The following is a 17,231-nucleotide window of genomic DNA, read 5'->3' on the forward strand; positions in this document are numbered from 1 at the left end:
CCTGATCTAAGTCATTTCCAAAATACGCGAGGCGCCCTAGAAAGACGCCTCGCGCGACGGACAAGGGTGACATCATGGCAGTAGGCGTCTTCGATTCGGGTCTTGGCGGGCTGACCGTCCATCAGGCCATCGCCGCCCGCCTGCCCGACCTGCCGCTGGTCTATCTGGGCGACAACGCCCATACCCCTTACGGCACCCGCACCGCCGAGGATATCTTCAACCTGACCTGCGCCGGCGTGGAACGGCTTTGGGCCGAAGGCTGCGACTTGGTGATCCTGGCCTGCAACACGGCGTCCGCCGCCGCGCTGAAGCGGATGCAGGAAAAATGGCTGCCTGCCGACAAGCGCGTCCTGGGCGTCTTCGTTCCCATGATCGAGGCGTTGACCGAACGCCGCTGGGGCGACAACTCGCCGCCCCGCGAGGTCGCGGTCAAGCACGTCGCCCTGTTCGCCACCCCGGCAACCGTCGCCAGCCGCGCCTTCCAGCGGGAACTGGCCTTCCGCGCCGTGGGCGTCGATGTCGAGGCGCAGCCCTGCGGCGGCGTCGTCGATGCCATCGAGATGGGCGACGAAATCCTGGCCGAGGCGCTGGTGGCCTCTCATGTCGAGGCGCTTCTGCGCCGGATGCCCCACCCCGAGGCCGCCGTGCTGGGCTGCACCCATTACCCGCTGGTCGAGGCCGCGTTCCAGAAGGCCCTTGGCCCCGAGGTCAAGGTCTTCAGCCAGGCGGGACTGGTCGCGGAAAGCCTGGCCGATTACCTGCAGCGCAGGCCCGAATTCCTGGGATCGGGCACGGAATCGAAGAACCTGACCACGGGCGATCCGGTGCGGGTGTCCGGCAAGGCCACGCAGTTCCTGCGCCGTCCGATCCACTTCGAGGCAGCATGAGGTCAAGACCATGGCTGGCATGAAATCATTGAAGAAACGCCGCCGCATCCAGGTGATCGTGGCCGCCGCCGTGGCGCTGGTGATCGCCGTCGCGCTGATCGGCTATGGCTTCCGGGACGGCATCAACCTGTACCGCTCGCCCGCGCAGGTGGCCGAGGCCACCCCCGAGCCCGACGAATATTTCCAGCTTGGCGGCTTGGTCAAGGAAGGGTCCATCGTGAACCGCGACGGGGTGTCCTTCGACTTCGTCATCACCGACGGCGCGGCGGAAATCCCCGTCAGCTATGTCGGCCGCGATCCGCGCCCCGACCTGTTCACCGAGGGCCAGGGCACCATCGCCAAGGGATACTACCGCGACGGCCGCTTCGAGGCCCGCGACCTGCTGGCCAAGCACGACGAGACCTACATGCCCAAGGAAGTGATGGACACGCTGAAGGAAAGCGGCGTCTACCAGGACCCGAACAGCTAGGGCCTTGCGTCGTCCAGCAGCCCGGCGATGTCCGCGAAGATCGCCCGCCATTCCGCATCGTCCTGCGGCATGAAGCGCAGGTAATGCAGCAGGAACGCGCCCTCGCAGGCCAGAAAGGCCAGCCGGGCGCGGCGCCCCTCGGGCGTGGCGACATCCAGTCCGGCCAACCGGTCGCGATACCACGCTTCGGTCGAGGCCAGGTGCTCGGGCGTCTGCATCAGGCCGGCCATCAGGCTCGCGGCCTTTGTCATCGACACGTCGTCCCCGTCGCGCGTGGCCAGGACATGCGCGCGAAGCCGACGGTCCGGGCTGGCATCAGGCCCGGCAAGGGCCGCGAACTTCACGTCGTAATCGCGGTTCCACCGCGCGAACATCGCGTCAAGGATGTCGTCCTTGGTCCCGAAGGCATATTGCACGCCGCCCTTGGTGATCCCGCAGGCGCGGGCCAGCGCGTCGATGGTCAGCGCCGCCGCGCCCTGGTTGCGGACCAGATCCTCGGCTGCGTCCAGCAGCCTTTCGCGGTCGATGCTGCGCGGTCTTGCCATGAAGCCTCCATTTCCATACGATCGTATTTAAATAAACCTGCGGCGACTCGCCAGCCGGTCGCGCTTCATTTTCAGGTGAAAGATGACTGTCCGTTCGCCCTGGCTTGTTTTGGCCATCGTTTCCAGCGCGCTGTTCCTGATCGTCATCGACATGACGGTGCTTTACACGGCGCTGCCGACGCTGACACGCGAGCTTGACGCCTCGGCCACGGAAAAGCTGTGGATCGTCAACGCCTATTCGCTGGTCGTGGCGGGTCTGCTGCCGGGCGCCGGGGCGCTTGGCGACCGCTATGGACACCGGCGGATGTTCACCATCGGGCTGGTGATCTTTGCCGTGGCCTCGCTGGCGGCGGGCTTTGCGCCGTCCTCGGCCGCGCTGATCGCGGCGCGGGCCGCCCTGGCCGTGGGCGCGGCGGCGATGATGCCCGCGACGCTGTCGATCATCCGCCACAGCTTCGAGGACCCGGACCAGCGCGCCCTTGCCATCGGCATCTGGGCGGCGGTCGCGTCCGGCGGGGCAGCGCTGGGGCCGGTGATCGGCGGCGCGCTGCTGGAGCATTTCCACTGGGGCGCTGTGTTCCTGATCAACCTGCCGGTGGCGCTGCTGGCGCTGTTGATGACCCTGGCCTTCGTGCCGGGCGGCAAGGGGCACGGGCACCATCCCTTCGATCCCGTCGGATCGTTGCAGGTCCTGGTCGGACTGGTCGGCGTCACCCTGGCCGTCAAGGAGATCGCCAAGCCCCATCCGTCCGTCGCCGTGCTGGTCCTGTCCGCCCTGGTGGGCCTGGCCGCCCTGGCGCTGTTCACCCGGCGTCTGCGTCGCAGCGCCAATCCGATGATTGACCTGGCGCTGTTCCGCGATCCCCGCTTCGCGGGGGGCGTGATCGGCGCAGTCGTCTCGGCCGCCGCGCTTCTGGGGGTGCAACTGGTGATCACGCAGCGCCTGCAACTGGTGCAGGGGCTGTCCCCCCTCCAGGCCGGGCTGTTCGTGCTGCCGATCCCGCTGGCCTCGTTCATGGCCGGGCCGGTTGCAGGCATGATGCTGGGGCGCGTCGGCGCGGGCCGGATGCTGGCGGCGACGCTGGCCGTCAGCGGGGCCGGCATCCTGATCTATGCGGCGGGCTTCGGGCACCGCTGGGCCGAGCTTGCAAGCTTCGCCATCACCGGCGCGGGCGTCGGCGCGGCGATGACGGCGGCGTCCTCGGCCATCATGCTGAACGCCCCGGCGGAACGCGCCGGCATGGCCGCCTCGGTCGAGGAGGTGTCCTATGAACTGGGCGGAGCGCTGGGGATCGCGCTGCTGGGCAGCCTGATGGCGGGCATCTACAGCGCCAGCTTTGCCGCCGCCGGGGGCTTGGGCGCGGATGCCACGGATTCGCTGGATGGCGCCCTGGCCCTGGCCGCCACCCTGCCCGCGCCCGAGGCCCAGCGGCTGCTGTTCCTCGCCACCGGCGCCTTCGACCGGGCCGCAGGGACGGTTGCCCTGGTGGCGGGCCTGATCCTGCTGGCGGCGGCGCTCTGGGTCGGGCGGATCAACCGCGCCGGCAGCCCGGCCCGCCAGGGCGCTTGACGCCCGCACGGGCGCGGGGCAAGCAAAAGGCCATGACAGACCTGCGCCCCGTGGCCCATCCGATCGGCAAGATCATCGTGACCCTGGGGGTTTCGATGCTGGCGCCCATGCTGGTGGACTGGTGGCACGGCGATCCGCACTGGGTCATCTTTCTTCAATCGGCGGCCCTGACGATGGTGGCGGGCACGCTGGTCTCGGTCGCGACCTGGGGCGATTACCGCAGCCTGTCGATCCAGCAGGCCTTCCTGCTGACATCCGGCCTGTGGGCGGTGCTGCCGGTCTTCGGCGCCCTGCCCTTCATGCTGGGCCAGCCCTATGCCAGCTTCACGGATGCCTATTTCGAATCCATGTCGGGCGTCACCACCACAGGCACCACGGCCTTTCCAGAACTGGACATCCTGCCCAAGGGCACGCATCTGTGGCGCGCGATCCTGCACTGGGTCGGCGGCCTGGGGATCGTGGTCGTCGCCATGGTCTTCCTGCCGATCATGAAGGTCGGCGGGATGCAGTTCTTCCGGTCCGAGGGCTTCGACACCCTGGGCAAGATCATGCCCCGCGCCGGAGAGATCGCGGCCGAGATGACCCGCATCTACGTCATGCTGACCGGCTTCTGCACCGTGACCTATCTTCTGCTAGGCATGAACGGCTTCGACGCCATCGTGCAGGCCTTCGGCACGGTCTCAACCGGCGGCTTCTCGAACTACGACGCCAGCTTCGGGGCCTTTCTGGGGCCGCTGGAATGGGCGGCCTCGTTCTTCATGGTGCTGGCATCCCTGCCCTTCATCCGGCTGGTGCAGGGGATGCGCGGGCATTTCACGCCGATCTGGCAGGACACGCAGATCCGCGCCTATCTGCGCTGGATCGGCTATGCCTGCGCGATCATCATCGTCTATCGCGTGATCTTCCTGGACCATCAGGGCAACATCTTCGACATCACGCGGGAAACGGTGTTCAACACCGTCTCGACCTTCTCGGGCACGGGGTTCTTCTCGACCGACGTGATGAAATGGGGCCACCTGCCCATCGCCGTGCTGATCATCTGCGGGCTGATCGGCGGCTGCACCGGATCGACCGCCTGCTCGGTCAAGGTGTTCCGCTATCTGGTGCTGTTCCAGGCCGTTCGGGCGCAGTTGCGCCGGATGCATTCGCCCCATCGCGTTTATCCGCTGCGCTACGAGGGACGCCCGCTGGACCAGGACGTCATCGATTCCGTCATGGCCTTCTTCACGCTGTTCACCCTGACCTTCGGACTGCTGATCGTCGGCCTGTCCCTGACCGGCCTGCACCCCCGGACCGCGCTGACCGCCGCCTGGACCGCCATCGCCAACATCGGCCCCGTCTGGGGTCCCGAGATCACCGCCAACGGATCGATCGTCCAGTTTCCGGAACCCGCCAAATGGCTGATGATCCTGGGCATGTACCTGGGCCGGCTGGAGCTTGTGTCCGTCCTGGTCCTGCTGCTGCCCCGGTTCTGGCGCCACTAGGCGCCTCGGCGCTCCAGCGGCGGCGGACCGTTCCCGACCCGGATCAGGGACGCAAGGGCGCGCTTTCCGCATCGGGCGCAGGCGCATCGTTCGCCGCCGGGGCCTTGCGCGCAAAGCTGTCCGACATCTCGGCCGCGATCCGCGCCTGGCCCTTGGCGTCCGCCGCAGGCCAGATCAGCACGAAGCCCTCGGCCCGCCCGTCGCGGACCCAGCCCTCGGCCCGGCCGATATGGGCATCGTTCGCGCCCTCCAGCAGGACATGGCCGGGCTTGATGCTGCGGACGGGCTGCGGCACCCAGCCAAGCGCCGTCACCAGACCCGAGAGATCCAGCAGTTCCTGTTGCCCGCCCGGCTGGCTGAACAGGATCAGCGCCGCGCCCGAGTTGTCCCTGGGGCCATAGATCGACAGCGCGCGTTCCGTCCGGTCGAAGGCCAGCCGGTCCATCGGCGCCATGACCGACAGGCCCGTGGCGGGGTCGTCCAGGGTCGTCAGGCCGACCTCGGTGCGCCAGGCATCGCGGCGGGCGATCAGTTCCGCCATCGCCGTGCCGGGATCGGTGGACAGCCGCTCGGCCAGGATCTCGGCCTGGATGGCGTCGCGGGTGCGGGGGCCGGTCTTGCCGTCGATCTCTCCGCCATAGACGCCGGCCCAGCGCAGGGCGCGCTGCACCTGGTCCATCGGCGGCATCTCGGCGGGGGCGGCGGGGGGCGCGGGAAAGCCGGGGGCCTTGCCCGCCTCGATCACCGCACCAAGCTCGGCTGCGTCCGACACGAAGGCGTCGTCCGGCACCACGTCGCCGTCCTTGAAGACGCGCAGCCAGGCATCGGCCGTGGCCCGGTCCACCGGCCCCAGCACCACCCCGAACCAGCCGTTCGGCAGTTCCGCCAGCCCGGCCTCGGGGAAGGTCCTGCGCCACTCGGCCAGGGCGGCATCGGCCTCGGAACGCGCCTGGACCGATTGCAGGCGGAGATAGGCCCCCGGCGCGGGCCCCGGCGCGGGCAGGTCGGGCTGGGGCGCGGCGGGTTGCGGCGTCCCGGCGACGGGCGTGGCCGCCTCTCCCACCGGGGTCAGGACCACGCCCTCCTCCGGCACGGTGACGAAGCTGTCCAGGGGGATTTGCCGCGCTTCCTTCAGCGCGCCGATCCGCTTGCCCGCCTCCTCGGGGGACAAGGGACCGATGGCGATGGCCGTCCAGCCGCGCGGCAGCGGAAAGGTCACCACGTCGTCGAACTGGCTGGCCCAGCGGGCTGCGGCCTCCGACACCTCGGCATCGCGCTTGGATTCGATGCGGATCACGGCGTCCTGCGCCCACGCCGCCATCGGCAACCCTGCCGCCATCACCAAGAAAACCCAGCGCCGCATTCCCGTCCCCTTCGATCCCCAGGCCATTCGTGTGGCCTTTATTGACCCTGTTCCCCGCCCCGCCTAGAAGGCGCGCAAGCATGTGCTGATCTATGCAAAGGACGGCCCCGATGACCAGCCCCAACCGACCCCGCAGCTTCCAGGAAATCATCCTGCGGTTGCAGAACTACTGGGCCGCCCAAGGCTGCGCCGTCCTGCAGCCCTATGACATGGAGGTCGGCGCGGGCACCTTCCACCCTGCCACCACCCTTCGCGCACTGGGCGGGCGGTCCTGGGCGGCCGCCTATGTCCAGCCCTCGCGCCGGCCGACGGACGGGCGATACGGCGAAAACCCGAACAGGTTGCAGCACTATTACCAGTACCAGGTCATCATCAAGCCCTCGCCCGCGAACCTGCAGGACCTGTACCTGGGCAGCCTCCGCGCCATCGGCCTGGACCCCCTGGTCCACGATGTCCGCTTTGTGGAAGACGACTGGGAATCCCCCACCCTCGGCGCCTGGGGATTGGGCTGGGAGGTCTGGTGCGACGGCATGGAGGTCAGCCAGTTCACCTATTTCCAGCAGGTCGGCGGCCACGACTGCCGCCCCGTCTCGGGCGAGCTGACCTATGGGCTGGAGCGTCTTGCGATGTACGTGCTGGGGATCGAGCATGTGATGGACATGCCCTTCAACGACCCCGATGCGCCGATCCCGCTGACCTATGGCGACATCTTCCGCCAGACCGAACGGGAATATTCGCGCTGGAACTTCGAGGTCGCGGACACCGACACCCTGTTCCAGCACTTCAAGGATGCCGAGGCCGAATGCGCCCGCATCCTGGCCGCCGATCCGGTGGACGGCGCGGGCCGCACCATTCCCATGGCGCACCCGGCCTATGACCAGGCGATCAAGGCCAGCCACATCTTCAACCTGCTGGACGCACGCGGCGTGATCTCGGTCACGGAACGGCAAGCCTATATCGGCCGCGTCCGCGCCCTGGCGAAAGCCTGCGCCGACCTGTTCGTGACCACGGACGCGGCACAGGCATGAACGGCAAGATCGTCGGCATCGGCCTGCTGGGCGTCGGCGCGGTTGCCGGCGTCGGCATGTGGTATCTGCAGGAATTCCACTTCTACGACGTCACCTATGCGGACAGCCTGACGATCCAGACCGCGACCGGCCCCGTGACCGTGCCGCTTGACGGATTCCAGGGCATAGACGGCGACAGTTCGCCCCTGAAATGGCGGGCCTGCGCGCGGCTTTCCGATCAGCCCGTCGACCCCGTGCCGTTCGAGGACGCCACGCCCCTTGGCGCGCCCTTCTGGTTCGACTGCTTCGACTACGGCCAGTTGACCGCCGACCTCGCCTCGGGCGCAGCCCGGGCCGTGCTGGGCCAGCCCGAGATCCGCCCCGACGTGGACCGCGTGCTGGCGATCTATCCCGACGGCCGCGTTTATGGCTGGCACCAATACAACGACAAGACCCCGGAACGCGGAGTGATGGACTGATGCCCGACCTGCTGATCGAACTGTTCTCCGAGGAAATCCCCGCCCGGATGCAGGCCCGTGCCCGCGAGGATCTGAAGAAGCTGGTCACTGACGGGCTGGTAAGTGCCGGTCTGACGTATGCCTCCGCCGGCGCGTTCAGCACGCCCCGTCGCCTGACGCTCGCGGTCGAGGGGCTGACCGCGGGCAGCCCCACCACCCGAGAGGAACGCAAGGGCCCCCGCACCGACGCGCCCGAGGCGGCGCTCGAAGGCTTCCTCCGCTCCACCGGCCTGACCCGCGACCAGCTTACGGCGCGCGACGACAAGAAGGGCGCCGTCTGGTTCGCGGTGATCGAACGTCCCGGCCGCCCTGCGGCCGACATCGTGGCCGAGGTGCTGGAAGCCACGGTCCGCAACTTCCCCTGGCCCAAGTCGATGCGCTGGGGCGCGGGTTCGCTGCGCTGGGTCCGCCCGCTGCATTCGATCCTCTGCCTGCTGTCCGACGAGGCGGGCGCCACCGTGGTCCCCCTGACCGTCGAGGGCATCGCCGCAGGCAACACCACGCGCGGCCACCGCTTCCTGTCCCCCGACGCCTTCACGGTGACAGGCTTTGACGACTACGCCGCCAAGCTGCGCCGCGCCCATGTCATCCTGGACAGTGCCGAACGCGAAGAAGCGATCCGCCAGGGCGCCGAAAACCTCGCCTTCGCGCGCGGCTGGGAAATCGTGGCCGACAACGCCCTGCTGTCCGAGGTCGCGGGCCTTGTTGAATGGCCCGTTCCCCTGATGGGCGTGATCGAGGACCGCTTCCTGGACCTGCCGCCCGAGGTCCTGCAAACCTCCATGAAGGAACACCAGAAGTTCTTCTCGGCCCGCAACCCCAGGACCGGCCGCATCGAGGGCTTCGTCACCGTCGCCAACATCGAGACCCCCGACGACGGCGCGACGATCCTGGCCGGCAACCAGCGCGTCCTGGCCGCCCGCCTCTCCGACGCGGCGTTCTTTTGGGAAAATGACCTGCGCGAGGCAAAGGCCGGCATGGCCGCTTGGGCCGAGGGCCTGAAGTCCGTAACCTTCCACAACAAGCTGGGCAGCCAGGCCGACCGCATCGCCCGCATTGCTGCCTTGGCCCGCGAAATTGCCCCGTTGGTCGGAGCCGATGCGGACCAGGCCGAACAGGCCGCGAAGCTGGCCAAGCTGGATCTCCGCAGCGCCATGGTCGGCGAGTTCCCAGAATTGCAGGGCACCATGGGCCGATATTATGCCCTAGCGGCGGGCCAGCTCGAGGCCGTGGCCGACGCCGCCCGCGACCACTATTCGCCGCTTGGACCGTCGGATGATGTGCCGACTGCACCGGTCTCGGTAGCGGTTGCCTTGGCTGACAAGATCGACACGCTAACTGGGTTCTGGGCGATTGATGAGAAGCCTACCGGGTCCAAGGACCCTTATGCGCTTCGCAGGGCAGCACTAGGAATTATTAGGCTGGCTCTTGAAAGCAAATCGAGAGTTAAGCTTTCGTACTTGGTAAATGCAGCTATGCAACGCCTTTACGAACTCGCAGCGCAGCGAAATGCTATCGCTATCCTGCCAAGCAACTTCTCTGAGTTGGCTGACAATGAGACGTTAGAGGCAAGTTTTGCAAAAGATTTCGATTTTGCTGCCCCTGCCGATAATCTCGTGTGGTTTGTACTTCTGACCCAACCAATTGTAGCGGCCAAAACTTGGGTCTCGGGATGGAAGCTAAACGCATCACGTGTTTATCCGTTGCCAGAGCGGGTAGCCGACCTCCTCTCCTTCCTCCACGACCGCTTAAAAGTCTATCTCCGCGACCAGGGCATCCGCCACGACATCATCGACGCCGTGCTGGCGCAGCCCGGCAACGACGACCTCGTGCTGGTGGTGAACCGCGCCACCGCGCTGAACACCATGCTTCAAACCGAGGACGGAAAAAACCTCACCCAGGGCCTCAAGCGCGCCGGGAACATCCTGACGCAGGCCGAGGATAAGGACGGCGTCGAATACAGCTTCGGCGCCGACGTGAAGTTCGCCGAAACCGACGAGGAACGCGCCCTCTTCGCCGCCCTCGACACCGCCGAACCGGCGATCAAGCAGGCCATCGCAGCGGAGGACTTCCCTGCCGCCATGACCGCCATCGCCGCCCTGCGCGCACCCATCGACGCCTTCTTCGAAGCCGTGCAGGTCAACACCGACAACCAGATCGTCCGGCGCAATCGCCTGAATCTGCTGCACCGCATCCGCGCCGCAGGCCAGCAGATCGCCGACCTCACCAGGGTTGAGGGGTAGAACGCCCCCATAGAAGGCGGATCGGAAAAAGGGCCAGCTGACCTCTTTCCTGCCGGACAGGTCCAGCGGACCTTTCTCAGCGACGACCGCGCAAGGCGTAGAAAGGGCCGGAGGCAAAACCTCCGGCCCTTTCATCTTGGTCCAAATATCCCGCGGGGGTCCGGGGGCGCGAAGCCCCCGGCCATCGCGGGACGCAAATCACACCATCCGGTCGACCATCATGTGCTTGATGGACGCGATCGCCTTGGCCGGGTTCAACCCCTTGGGGCAGGTGTTGGTGCAGTTCATGATCGTGTGGCAGCGATACAGCTTGAAGGGGTCTTCCAGCTCGTCCAGCCGCTCGCCCGTCGCCTCGTCGCGGCTGTCGATGATCCAGCGATAAGCGTGCAGCAACGCGGCCGGCCCAAGATAGCGGTCGCCGTTCCACCAGTAGGATGGGCAGGCGGTAGAACAGGACGCGCACAGGATGCACTCATACAACCCGTCCAGCTTCTTGCGGTCCTCGATGGACTGCTTCCATTCCTTGCCAGGCGTGGGCGACTTGGTGATGAGGTAGGGGTTCACCGAGGCGTGCTGGGCATAGAAATGCGTCAGATCCGGCACAAGGTCCTTGACCACCGGCATATGCGGCAGCGGATAGATGCTGATGTCGCCCTTCACCTCGTCGATGCCATAGATGCAGGCCAAGTGGTTGCCGCCGTCGATGTTCATCGCGCAGGACCCGCAGATCCCCTCGCGGCAGGACCGGCGAAAGGACAGCGTGGGGTCGATCTCGTTCTTGATCTTGATCAGCGCGTCCAGGATCATCGGACCGCACTTGTCCAGATCGACGAAATAGGTGTCCAGGCGCGGGTTTTCCCCGGTGTCGGGGTCCCAGCGATAGATCTTGAACTTGCGGACGTTCGTTGCGCCCGCCGGTGCGGGCCAGGTCTTGCCGACCCGGATCTGGCTGTTCTTGGGCAGGGTGAACTGGACCATTGGGTGCTCCTCTCAGGAAGTGCCTTGCGACGGCGCGTCCGCCGCGAAAAGATTCTCGGCGCGGGCGACAAGATCGGCGACCTTGACATGCGCGTGCGGGTTCAGCGCCAGGCCGTTCAGGCGGCGCAGGAATTCGGTGGCGCCGTCGTTCAGGCGGCTGTTCGTCGGACCGTCCAGCGGCTCCAGCGTGTCGATCAGGGTGTCTTCCAACCCCGCGTGGCGGAGAAGCTGGCGGCCGGGCCGCAGGGGATCAGCCTCGTCCTCCAGCCTGAAGCGGGTCACACGCCCGCCAAGATCGGCGGTCAGGCGGCGGATCAGGTCGCCCCAACCGGGCAGGCCAGCGGTCTCGTCCTCGAACTCGGCCAGGCTGCGTTCGTAGCCGTCGGTGCGGACGGCCTGCGCCCAGACGGACGGGCGCCAGGTCTTCTGCTTGCGCGTATAGACCACGAAGTCGACGTCGAAGTCCCGTGCCTCGGCCAGCAAAAGCGCGGCGATCTGCGGCAAAGCGGGGAAAAGCCGCGTCTCGCCGCCATTGCCGGGCATGGCACCCGCCAAGTTCTCGTGGCTGATCAGGACCGGGACATCGTTGCCGGGCAAGGTGTCCAGCACGTCGCGAAACGCAAGCTTCAGCGCATGCGCCCGCTCATCCGAGGGCTTCAGGCTGTAGGCGATGGCCGCCCGGCCCAGCGGCCGCATGGGCGAGCCTTCCTCGGGCGTGCGGACGACCAGATGCCCCGCCAGGGCATCGGCATTGCGGCGAAGGTGCCGCTGGATCGAGGTGCTGCCGGTCTTCTGAACGCCCATGTGAACGATCAGGCGCCGTGCCCCCTGTTCTTTACGATCTGCGCCTGCCATGGTTCAGCCCGTCCACCCCGGCTGTTCGGCCAGCGGCTGGCGCGGAGGCTGACCCGACCGGCGCCGGACGCAGCGGTCATAGACCACCGAGGGATCGCGCCCGGCCAGATAATCGCCCGACAGATCCACCGACACGCTGCCAAAGCCCTGCGTATCGCCGTCAAAGCCCGTGCCGATGCCCACGGCGACATTGGTGCGCGGGCGAACGGCCAGTTCGGCGTCGCGCAGGCAGGTCAGTTCCGCCTGCTCGACCGGGACCGGGCCGCAAGCGGACAGGATGCCGATCAGAGCCAAGGCCATATGTCCCGCCCGCGCGCGCATCACATCACGCCGTCCGCGCCGCCGCGGCGATGCACTGAGTGGTCGCCGGACGCGAGACGATCGCCGCCACGCTGTCCGCCGTGCCGGCCGCACCGGCGCGGGACGCCTGGGCAATGTCGATCAGTTCCGCCGTCGTGGCGTTGTTGACCACGCAATCGGTGTAGGGCGCGACATTGGCGCCGGGCAGGCGCTTCTCCATCTCGGCGTTGATCACCGTCCGGGCCACCTGGCGCGAGGCCGCGTCAAGCACCGTCGGCGTGGTGACGACAGCAGGCGGGGTCGTCACGGTCGTCGCGGGCGGAACCGGGGCCACGCAGCCTGCCAAGGCGGCAGCGGCAAGACCCAGGGCGGCGAAAGTCTGGAAACGCATCAGTAAACCCTTTTCTTGGGAGCAATCTTCTTCAGGTCGATCCCGCCATCCGCTTCCTTGGTCAAGGGGTCCAGATGGACGGGGCGGTAATCCAGTTTAACCGCGTTTCCATCGACCCATGCAAGCGAGTGCTTGCGCCAGTTGGCATCGTCCCGCTCGGGCCAGTCCTCGTGCGCGTGGGCGCCCCGGCTTTCCTTGCGCGCCTCGGCGGCGACGATGGTCGCCAGCGCGTTCGGCATCAGGTTGGTCAGCTCCAGCGTTTCCATCAGGTCCGTGTTCCAGATCAGCCCGCGATCCGTGACCTTCAGGTCATCCACCTTGGCCGCGATGGCCGTCATCTTCGCGGCACCCTCGGCCAGGGTCTTGTCGGTGCGGAACACCGCCGCGTCGGCCTGCATGGTGCGCTGCATCTCCAGCCGCAGATCCGCCGTCGAGGTGCCGCCGTTGGCATGGCGCAACCCGTCGAAGCGGGCCAGTGCCTTGTCCACCTGGGCCTGGTTGGTCGGCGCGATATGGCCCTCGCGGTCGATCACCTGCCCCGCGCGGATCGCGGCGGCGCGGCCGAACACCACGAGGTCGATCAGGCTGTTCGAGCCAAGGCGGTTCGCGCCATGGACGGACGCGCAGCCCGCCTCGCCCACGGCCATCAGGCCCGGGAAGATGGCGTCGGGGTTGTCGGCGGTCGGCGCAAGCACCTCGCCCCAATAGTTCGTGGGAATGCCACCCATGTTGTAATGGACCGTGGGCAGGATCGGGATCGGCTGCTTGGTGACGTCCACGCCCGCGAAGATCTTGGCGGATTCGCTGATGCCGGGCAGGCGTTCGGCCAGGGCCTCGGGCGGCAGGTGCATCAGGTTCAGATACATGTGGTCCTTGTCGGGACCGACGCCGCGGCCTTCGCGGATCTCGATGGTGATGCAGCGCGACACCACGTCGCGCGAGGCCAGATCCTTGTAGGTCGGCGCATAGCGTTCCATGAACCGCTCGCCTTCCGAGTTCGTCAGGTAGCCGCCCTCGCCCCGCGCGCCCTCGGTGATCAGGCAGCCCGAGCCATAGATGCCGGTCGGGTGGAACTGCACGAACTCCATGTCCTGCAGGGGCAGGCCGGCGCGCGCCACCATGCCGCCGCCGTCGCCGGTGCAGGTGTGGGCCGATGTCGCGCTGAAATAGGCCCGGCCATAGCCGCCCGTGGCCAGCACCACCATCTTGGCGTTGAAGACGTGGATGGACCCGTCGTCCAGCTTCCAGCAGACCACGCCCGTGCAGGCGCCGTCCGTGACGATCAGGTCGATGGCGAAATACTCGATGAAGAATTCCGCGTTGTTCTTCAGAGACTGGCCGTAAAGCGTGTGCAGGATCGCATGGCCGGTGCGGTCGGCGGCCGCGCAGGTGCGCTGCACGGGAGGGCCTTCGCCGAATTCGGTCGTGTGGCCGCCGAAGGGCCGCTGGTAGATCTTGCCCTCCTCGGTCCGGCTGAAGGGAACGCCGTAATGTTCCAGCTCATAGACGGCCTTGGGCGCCTCGCGCGCCAGGTATTCCATCGCGTCCGTGTCGCCCAGCCAGTCCGACCCCTTGACGGTGTCGTACATGTGCCACTGCCAGTTGTCCGGGCCCATGTTCGACAGCGACGCGGCGATGCCGCCCTGCGCCGCCACCGTGTGGGACCGCGTCGGAAAGACCTTGGTCACGCAGGCCGTGCGCAGGCCCTGTTCGGCCATGCCCAGCGTCGCGCGCAGGCCCGCGCCGCCTGCGCCCACCACGACCACGTCGTAATCATGCGTATGGATATCGTATGCAGCCATGGTGTTCCTCAGATCGCGACAGTGACCAGCGTCATCTTGGCCAGGGCAAAGACCGCCGCCGCGATGACCGCCCAGGAAAAGACCACCGAGACGATGATCGCCACCTTGCGCGCCGTGTGTTGGAAGTAATCGTCGATCATGATCCGGGTGCCCTTGATGAAGTGCACCATGCCCACGACGATGAACAGCGCCGTGATCAGCGCCGGATAGGGACGGCCGAAATAGGCCACCAGTTCGGGATGGCTCAGGCCGATGGCGTTGCCGACGACCAGCAGGAAGGCCGGTACCAGCAGCACCAGGGCGCAGGAACTGACCGTCAGGAACCAGTGGTCGGCGGTGCCGCTGTGGGCAGAGCCCAGACCCTGGGCGGCCTTGCGGGGGGTGATGTAGCGCATGGTCCGAACCCTTTAGGCGAAGAAGAACAGGATCAGGGACAGCAGCGTCAGGACCACCGACCCGATGATGATGGCCCAGCTCGCGCGCTCGGCCTCCTCGATCCGCAGAAGCTGGCCCGAATCGTAGAACAGGTGCCGGATGCCGGCCAGCGTGTGGAACCACAGCGCCCAAGCGGAACCCGTCAGCACGATGAAGCCGATCCAGGACCGCACCACCCAGTCGGCGGCGGCAAAGGCGCGCGGGCCGCTGACGGCGGCGACAAGCCACCAGACCAGCAGCAGAATGCCCGCGACAAGCGCGTGCCCCGTGATCCGCGTCATGATCGAGGTCACGGCGGCCATGGGCAGGCGATAAACCTGGAGATGGGGGGAAAGCGGCCGGTTGCCCCGGTTCACATCGGCCATGATGCGGCGCTCCTTCAAACGGTTTGGCTTGACCCGTCCCAGGCGTGGCTGGCCTCGCGGGCTGGCGATTGACGCGTGTCTGTCCGGATTTGTTTCATGTGTCACCGGCAGATGACAGAGTTTCGACGGATTTCCCCCGCCCGGCATCCTTTGTGATCACGAGCGAAGGGCGTGTGATCACAAGAATGCCGCAACTGCAAAGGGGCGGCGACTCGGGGTCGGGCAGGCAGGTCAGACCGGCATCAGCGCCCAGTAATCCAGATCCAGCAGCACTTCGGGCAGGTGACGCCCGTCGCCATCCTTCAGCGCAAAGGCGCCGCTGTCGCCCTTGGTCGCCACCAGCCGCAGCCGGATCGCACACACGCCGGGCGCGTCGGTCTCGGCCTTGTCCAGAACCTCGGACCAGGCGCGGATCGTGTCTCCCGCGAAGCACGGATTGGCATGGGCGCCCGCGTTCAGCGCCACGATCATCTGCGCGTTGGCAAGCCCGTTGAAGGACAGCGCGCGGGCCATGCTGATGACATGGCCGCCATAGATCAGCCGCCTGCCGTCCTCGCGGTGCGTCGCGTCGAAATGGACCTTGGCGGTGTTCTGCCACAGCCGCGTGGCCAGCATATGCTCGGCTTCCTCGGTGGTGACGCCGTCCATATGGTCGATCTTCTCGCCCACCTGATAGTCGCCCCAGCGATGCGGCTCGCCCGCCAGGTCGAAGTCGTAGTCGCTGAAATCCAGCCCCTCGGGGATCACCAGTTCCTCGGGCGCGACGACTGGCGGCAGGTCCGGCACCACGGTTTCCGGCGCGGGGGCATCGGCATCGCGCTTGCGGACCATGACCCAGCGGACATAGTCCAGCACGGGCACGTCCATCTGGTTCAGACCCTGCGTCCGCACCCAGACCACGCCCGACGTGCCGTTCGAGTTCTGCTTCAGCCCGATCACCTGCGATTCCGACCGCAGCGTGTCGCCCGGCCAGACCGGCGCCAGCCAGCGGCCCTGCGCATAGCCCAGGTTCGCCACCGCGTTCAGGCTGACATCGGGAACGGTCTTGCCGAAGACGATGTGGAAGGCCAGCAGGTCGTCCATCGGACTGCCCTCCAGCCCGCAAGCCGTGGCGAATTCGTCGCTGGAATAGAGCGCATGGCGCGCGGGATAAAGCGCGTGATACAGCGCCCGCTCCCCCTCGGCCACAGTGCGGGGGACGGCATGGCGGATCACCTGGCCCAGGCGGTAATCCTCGAAGAAGCGGCCCGGATTGGTCTTGGTCATTGCTGCCCCAGTTTCATGTCGGGATGATACTCGGCCTGAACCTGCTTGGTGACGGCCTGGGCCATGCGCATCACGCCCTTGACGGGATCGAAGGCCATCGAGGGGCTGCCGTGCAGGGACCAGCCCTTGGACAGCGCCTCGCTGACGCGGTGGCAGAAGCGCGAGGTGTCGTCCTCGGTGATGCAGCGGTAAAGGGTGGTCACGTCAGCCTCCGAACGGCCAGGGTCCGATCCAGCCGTGGATCAGGCCCACGACCAGCATCACGACCACCGCGCCCACGGCCGCCATGATTTCCTTGCGGGCGGGGAATGGCCCGGTCCGCTGCTTCCATGCGCCCGCGCGGTTCAGGATCGCGATTTCCACAAGCGCCCAGGCCAGCAGCCCGCCGAACAGGATGAACGACGCCAGATCGCCGTTCACCAGCAGATGCGCGACGGCCCAGAGCGAGAAGCCCGTCAGTTGCGGATGGCGGACCCAGGCGGTGACGCGCGTCCCCATCCCGTCGGCGGCATACAGATAGAACGCCAGCAGCATCAGCAGGTTGTTGATGCCGGTCGTGGCGGGGGACCGGCCCCACCAGACAGGGCCACCGGCCTGCCCATAGCCGCGCGCCATCAGGAAGACCGACAGGATCAGCAGCACCGCCACCAGGCCCTTGCCCTTGTCGCCCAGGGCGGCGCGGGGACCGGGGGCCACGCGCTTGAACAGATGCGCCGCCCACCACAGGGCCACGCCCGAAATCAGCAGAACCAT

The 17,231-nt window shown here is 67.2% G+C and carries 19 protein-coding genes; 7 read left to right on the forward strand and 12 right to left on the reverse strand.

Translation table 11 applies throughout. The features are described from left to right. The first annotated feature begins 74 nt into the window (after positions 1-74). A complete protein-coding gene (locus J0F76_RS00830) occupies positions 75-887 on the forward strand; it encodes a glutamate racemase (protein ID WP_207464683.1) in 813 nt (270 codons plus the stop codon). 19 nt (positions 888-906) lie between these two features. Beyond that, positions 907-1,356 carry a cytochrome c maturation protein CcmE gene (gene ccmE / locus J0F76_RS00835; protein ID WP_207464791.1) on the forward strand — a complete coding sequence of 150 codons (450 nt, stop codon included), beginning with the start codon at positions 907-909 and terminating at the stop codon, positions 1,354-1,356. Here the strand turns inward: ccmE and J0F76_RS00840 are convergent. Beyond that, positions 1,353-1,901 (reverse strand): TetR/AcrR family transcriptional regulator, encoded by a 549-nt coding sequence (locus J0F76_RS00840; protein ID WP_207464685.1) that lies wholly within the window; start codon positions 1,899-1,901, stop codon positions 1,353-1,355. The two genes, ccmE and J0F76_RS00840, sit on opposite strands and share 4 nt — an antisense overlap. Before the next feature lie 82 nt (positions 1,902-1,983). Between J0F76_RS00840 and J0F76_RS00845 the strand changes: the two genes are divergently transcribed. Both J0F76_RS00845 and J0F76_RS00850 read left to right on the forward strand, forming a co-directional pair. Next, positions 1,984-3,471 carry an MFS transporter gene (locus J0F76_RS00845; RefSeq protein WP_207464686.1) on the forward strand — a complete coding sequence of 496 codons (1,488 nt, stop codon included), beginning with the start codon at positions 1,984-1,986 and terminating at the stop codon, positions 3,469-3,471. Positions 3,472-3,503: 32 nt separating this feature from the next. Beyond that, on the forward strand, positions 3,504-4,955 hold the full coding sequence (locus tag J0F76_RS00850; RefSeq protein ID WP_207464688.1) for a TrkH family potassium uptake protein: 1,452 nt from the start codon (positions 3,504-3,506) through the stop codon (positions 4,953-4,955). 43 nt (positions 4,956-4,998) lie between these two features. On the opposite strand, the gene J0F76_RS00855 is transcribed toward J0F76_RS00850, so the two are convergent. Continuing rightward, positions 4,999-6,318 carry a peptidoglycan-binding domain-containing protein gene (locus tag J0F76_RS00855; protein WP_242689897.1) on the reverse strand — a complete coding sequence of 440 codons (1,320 nt, stop codon included), beginning with the start codon at positions 6,316-6,318 and terminating at the stop codon, positions 4,999-5,001. A 110-nt stretch (positions 6,319-6,428) separates the two neighbouring features. On the opposite strand from J0F76_RS00855, the gene J0F76_RS00860 reads away from it, so the two are divergent. Genes J0F76_RS00860 through glyS form a run of 3 tightly spaced genes read left to right on the forward strand, consistent with a single transcriptional unit; the run spans position 6,429 to position 10,086 of the window. Next, complete coding sequence (locus J0F76_RS00860; RefSeq protein ID WP_207464690.1) at positions 6,429-7,346, forward strand: glycine--tRNA ligase subunit alpha; 918 nt, start codon at positions 6,429-6,431, stop codon at positions 7,344-7,346. Beyond that, on the forward strand, positions 7,343-7,804 hold the full coding sequence (locus J0F76_RS00865; RefSeq protein WP_207464692.1) for a DUF6446 family protein: 462 nt from the start codon (positions 7,343-7,345) through the stop codon (positions 7,802-7,804). The genes J0F76_RS00860 and J0F76_RS00865 overlap by 4 nt, the downstream gene beginning before the upstream one ends. After that, the gene (glyS, locus tag J0F76_RS00870) at positions 7,804-10,086 is read left to right on the forward strand and encodes a glycine--tRNA ligase subunit beta (RefSeq protein ID WP_207464694.1); all 2,283 of its coding nucleotides are present in this window, start codon (positions 7,804-7,806) and stop codon (positions 10,084-10,086) included. The genes J0F76_RS00865 and glyS overlap by 1 nt, the downstream gene beginning before the upstream one ends. Before the next feature lie 198 nt (positions 10,087-10,284). On the opposite strand, the gene J0F76_RS00875 is transcribed toward glyS, so the two are convergent. The 10 genes from J0F76_RS00875 to J0F76_RS00920 form a co-directional block, all read right to left on the reverse strand. Then, positions 10,285-11,064: a succinate dehydrogenase iron-sulfur subunit gene (locus J0F76_RS00875; protein WP_207464695.1), complete on the reverse strand. Its 780-nt coding sequence runs from the start codon at positions 11,062-11,064 to the stop codon at positions 10,285-10,287. Positions 11,065-11,076: 12 nt separating this feature from the next. Next, complete coding sequence (locus J0F76_RS00880; protein WP_207464697.1) at positions 11,077-11,919, reverse strand: hypothetical protein; 843 nt, start codon at positions 11,917-11,919, stop codon at positions 11,077-11,079. Positions 11,920-11,922: 3 nt separating this feature from the next. Then, positions 11,923-12,219 carry a hypothetical protein gene (locus J0F76_RS00885; RefSeq protein ID WP_242689898.1) on the reverse strand — a complete coding sequence of 99 codons (297 nt, stop codon included), beginning with the start codon at positions 12,217-12,219 and terminating at the stop codon, positions 11,923-11,925. A 25-nt stretch (positions 12,220-12,244) separates the two neighbouring features. Then, positions 12,245-12,610, reverse strand: coding sequence for a hypothetical protein (locus tag J0F76_RS00890; protein ID WP_242689899.1), 366 nt, complete (start codon positions 12,608-12,610; stop codon positions 12,245-12,247). Then, positions 12,610-14,412, reverse strand: a complete 1,803-nt coding sequence (gene sdhA, locus J0F76_RS00895; RefSeq protein ID WP_207464701.1) for a succinate dehydrogenase flavoprotein subunit — start codon at positions 14,410-14,412, stop codon at positions 12,610-12,612. Before sdhA ends, J0F76_RS00890 begins: the two co-directional genes overlap by 1 nt. Positions 14,413-14,420: 8 nt before the next feature. Continuing rightward, complete coding sequence (locus tag J0F76_RS00900; protein WP_207464703.1) at positions 14,421-14,807, reverse strand: succinate dehydrogenase, hydrophobic membrane anchor protein; 387 nt, start codon at positions 14,805-14,807, stop codon at positions 14,421-14,423. Between the two features lie 12 nt (positions 14,808-14,819). Continuing rightward, a complete protein-coding gene (gene sdhC / locus J0F76_RS00905) occupies positions 14,820-15,212 on the reverse strand; it encodes a succinate dehydrogenase, cytochrome b556 subunit (protein WP_207464705.1) in 393 nt (130 codons plus the stop codon). Positions 15,213-15,443: 231 nt separating this feature from the next. Next, on the reverse strand, positions 15,444-16,478 hold the full coding sequence (locus tag J0F76_RS00910) for a MaoC family dehydratase (protein ID WP_207464708.1): 1,035 nt from the start codon (positions 16,476-16,478) through the stop codon (positions 15,444-15,446). Then, complete coding sequence (locus J0F76_RS00915; RefSeq protein WP_207464710.1) at positions 16,475-16,681, reverse strand: DUF1737 domain-containing protein; 207 nt, start codon at positions 16,679-16,681, stop codon at positions 16,475-16,477. Before J0F76_RS00915 ends, J0F76_RS00910 begins: the two co-directional genes overlap by 4 nt. A 1-nt stretch (position 16,682) precedes the next feature. Next, complete coding sequence (locus J0F76_RS00920) at positions 16,683-17,231, reverse strand: NnrU family protein (RefSeq protein WP_207464712.1); 549 nt, start codon at positions 17,229-17,231, stop codon at positions 16,683-16,685.

The sequence above is a fragment of the Paracoccus fontiphilus genome, assembly GCF_017356265.1.
GTDB lineage: Bacteria > Pseudomonadota > Alphaproteobacteria > Rhodobacterales > Rhodobacteraceae > Paracoccus > Paracoccus fontiphilus.

What these genes read in the sequence shown, in the direction of transcription:
- J0F76_RS00875 (WP_207464695.1), bottom strand. Translation starts at nt 11,064, where the DNA reads ATGGTCCAGTTCACCCTGCCCAAGAACAGCCAGATCCGGGTCGGCAAG.
- sdhA (WP_207464701.1), bottom strand. Translation starts at nt 14,412, where the DNA reads ATGGCTGCATACGATATCCATACGCATGATTACGACGTGGTCGTGGTG.
- J0F76_RS00845 (WP_207464686.1), top strand. Translation starts at nt 1,984, where the DNA reads ATGACTGTCCGTTCGCCCTGGCTTGTTTTGGCCATCGTTTCCAGCGCG.
- sdhC (WP_207464705.1), bottom strand. Translation starts at nt 15,212, where the DNA reads ATGGCCGATGTGAACCGGGGCAACCGGCCGCTTTCCCCCCATCTCCAG.
- ccmE (WP_207464791.1), top strand. Translation starts at nt 907, where the DNA reads ATGAAATCATTGAAGAAACGCCGCCGCATCCAGGTGATCGTGGCCGCC.
- J0F76_RS00855 (WP_242689897.1), bottom strand. Translation starts at nt 6,318, where the DNA reads ATGCGGCGCTGGGTTTTCTTGGTGATGGCGGCAGGGTTGCCGATGGCG.
- J0F76_RS00900 (WP_207464703.1), bottom strand. Translation starts at nt 14,807, where the DNA reads ATGCGCTACATCACCCCCCGCAAGGCCGCCCAGGGTCTGGGCTCTGCC.
- J0F76_RS00850 (WP_207464688.1), top strand. Translation starts at nt 3,504, where the DNA reads ATGACAGACCTGCGCCCCGTGGCCCATCCGATCGGCAAGATCATCGTG.
- J0F76_RS00890 (WP_242689899.1), bottom strand. Translation starts at nt 12,610, where the DNA reads ATGCGTTTCCAGACTTTCGCCGCCCTGGGTCTTGCCGCTGCCGCCTTG.
- J0F76_RS00830 (WP_207464683.1), top strand. Translation starts at nt 75, where the DNA reads ATGGCAGTAGGCGTCTTCGATTCGGGTCTTGGCGGGCTGACCGTCCAT.
- J0F76_RS00920 (WP_207464712.1), bottom strand. Translation starts at nt 17,231, where the DNA reads ATGGTTCTGCTGATTTCGGGCGTGGCCCTGTGGTGGGCGGCGCATCTG.
- J0F76_RS00880 (WP_207464697.1), bottom strand. Translation starts at nt 11,919, where the DNA reads ATGGCAGGCGCAGATCGTAAAGAACAGGGGGCACGGCGCCTGATCGTT.
- J0F76_RS00910 (WP_207464708.1), bottom strand. Translation starts at nt 16,478, where the DNA reads ATGACCAAGACCAATCCGGGCCGCTTCTTCGAGGATTACCGCCTGGGC.
- glyS (WP_207464694.1), top strand. Translation starts at nt 7,804, where the DNA reads ATGCCCGACCTGCTGATCGAACTGTTCTCCGAGGAAATCCCCGCCCGG.
- J0F76_RS00885 (WP_242689898.1), bottom strand. Translation starts at nt 12,219, where the DNA reads ATGGCCTTGGCTCTGATCGGCATCCTGTCCGCTTGCGGCCCGGTCCCG.
- J0F76_RS00865 (WP_207464692.1), top strand. Translation starts at nt 7,343, where the DNA reads ATGAACGGCAAGATCGTCGGCATCGGCCTGCTGGGCGTCGGCGCGGTT.
- J0F76_RS00840 (WP_207464685.1), bottom strand. Translation starts at nt 1,901, where the DNA reads ATGGCAAGACCGCGCAGCATCGACCGCGAAAGGCTGCTGGACGCAGCC.
- J0F76_RS00860 (WP_207464690.1), top strand. Translation starts at nt 6,429, where the DNA reads ATGACCAGCCCCAACCGACCCCGCAGCTTCCAGGAAATCATCCTGCGG.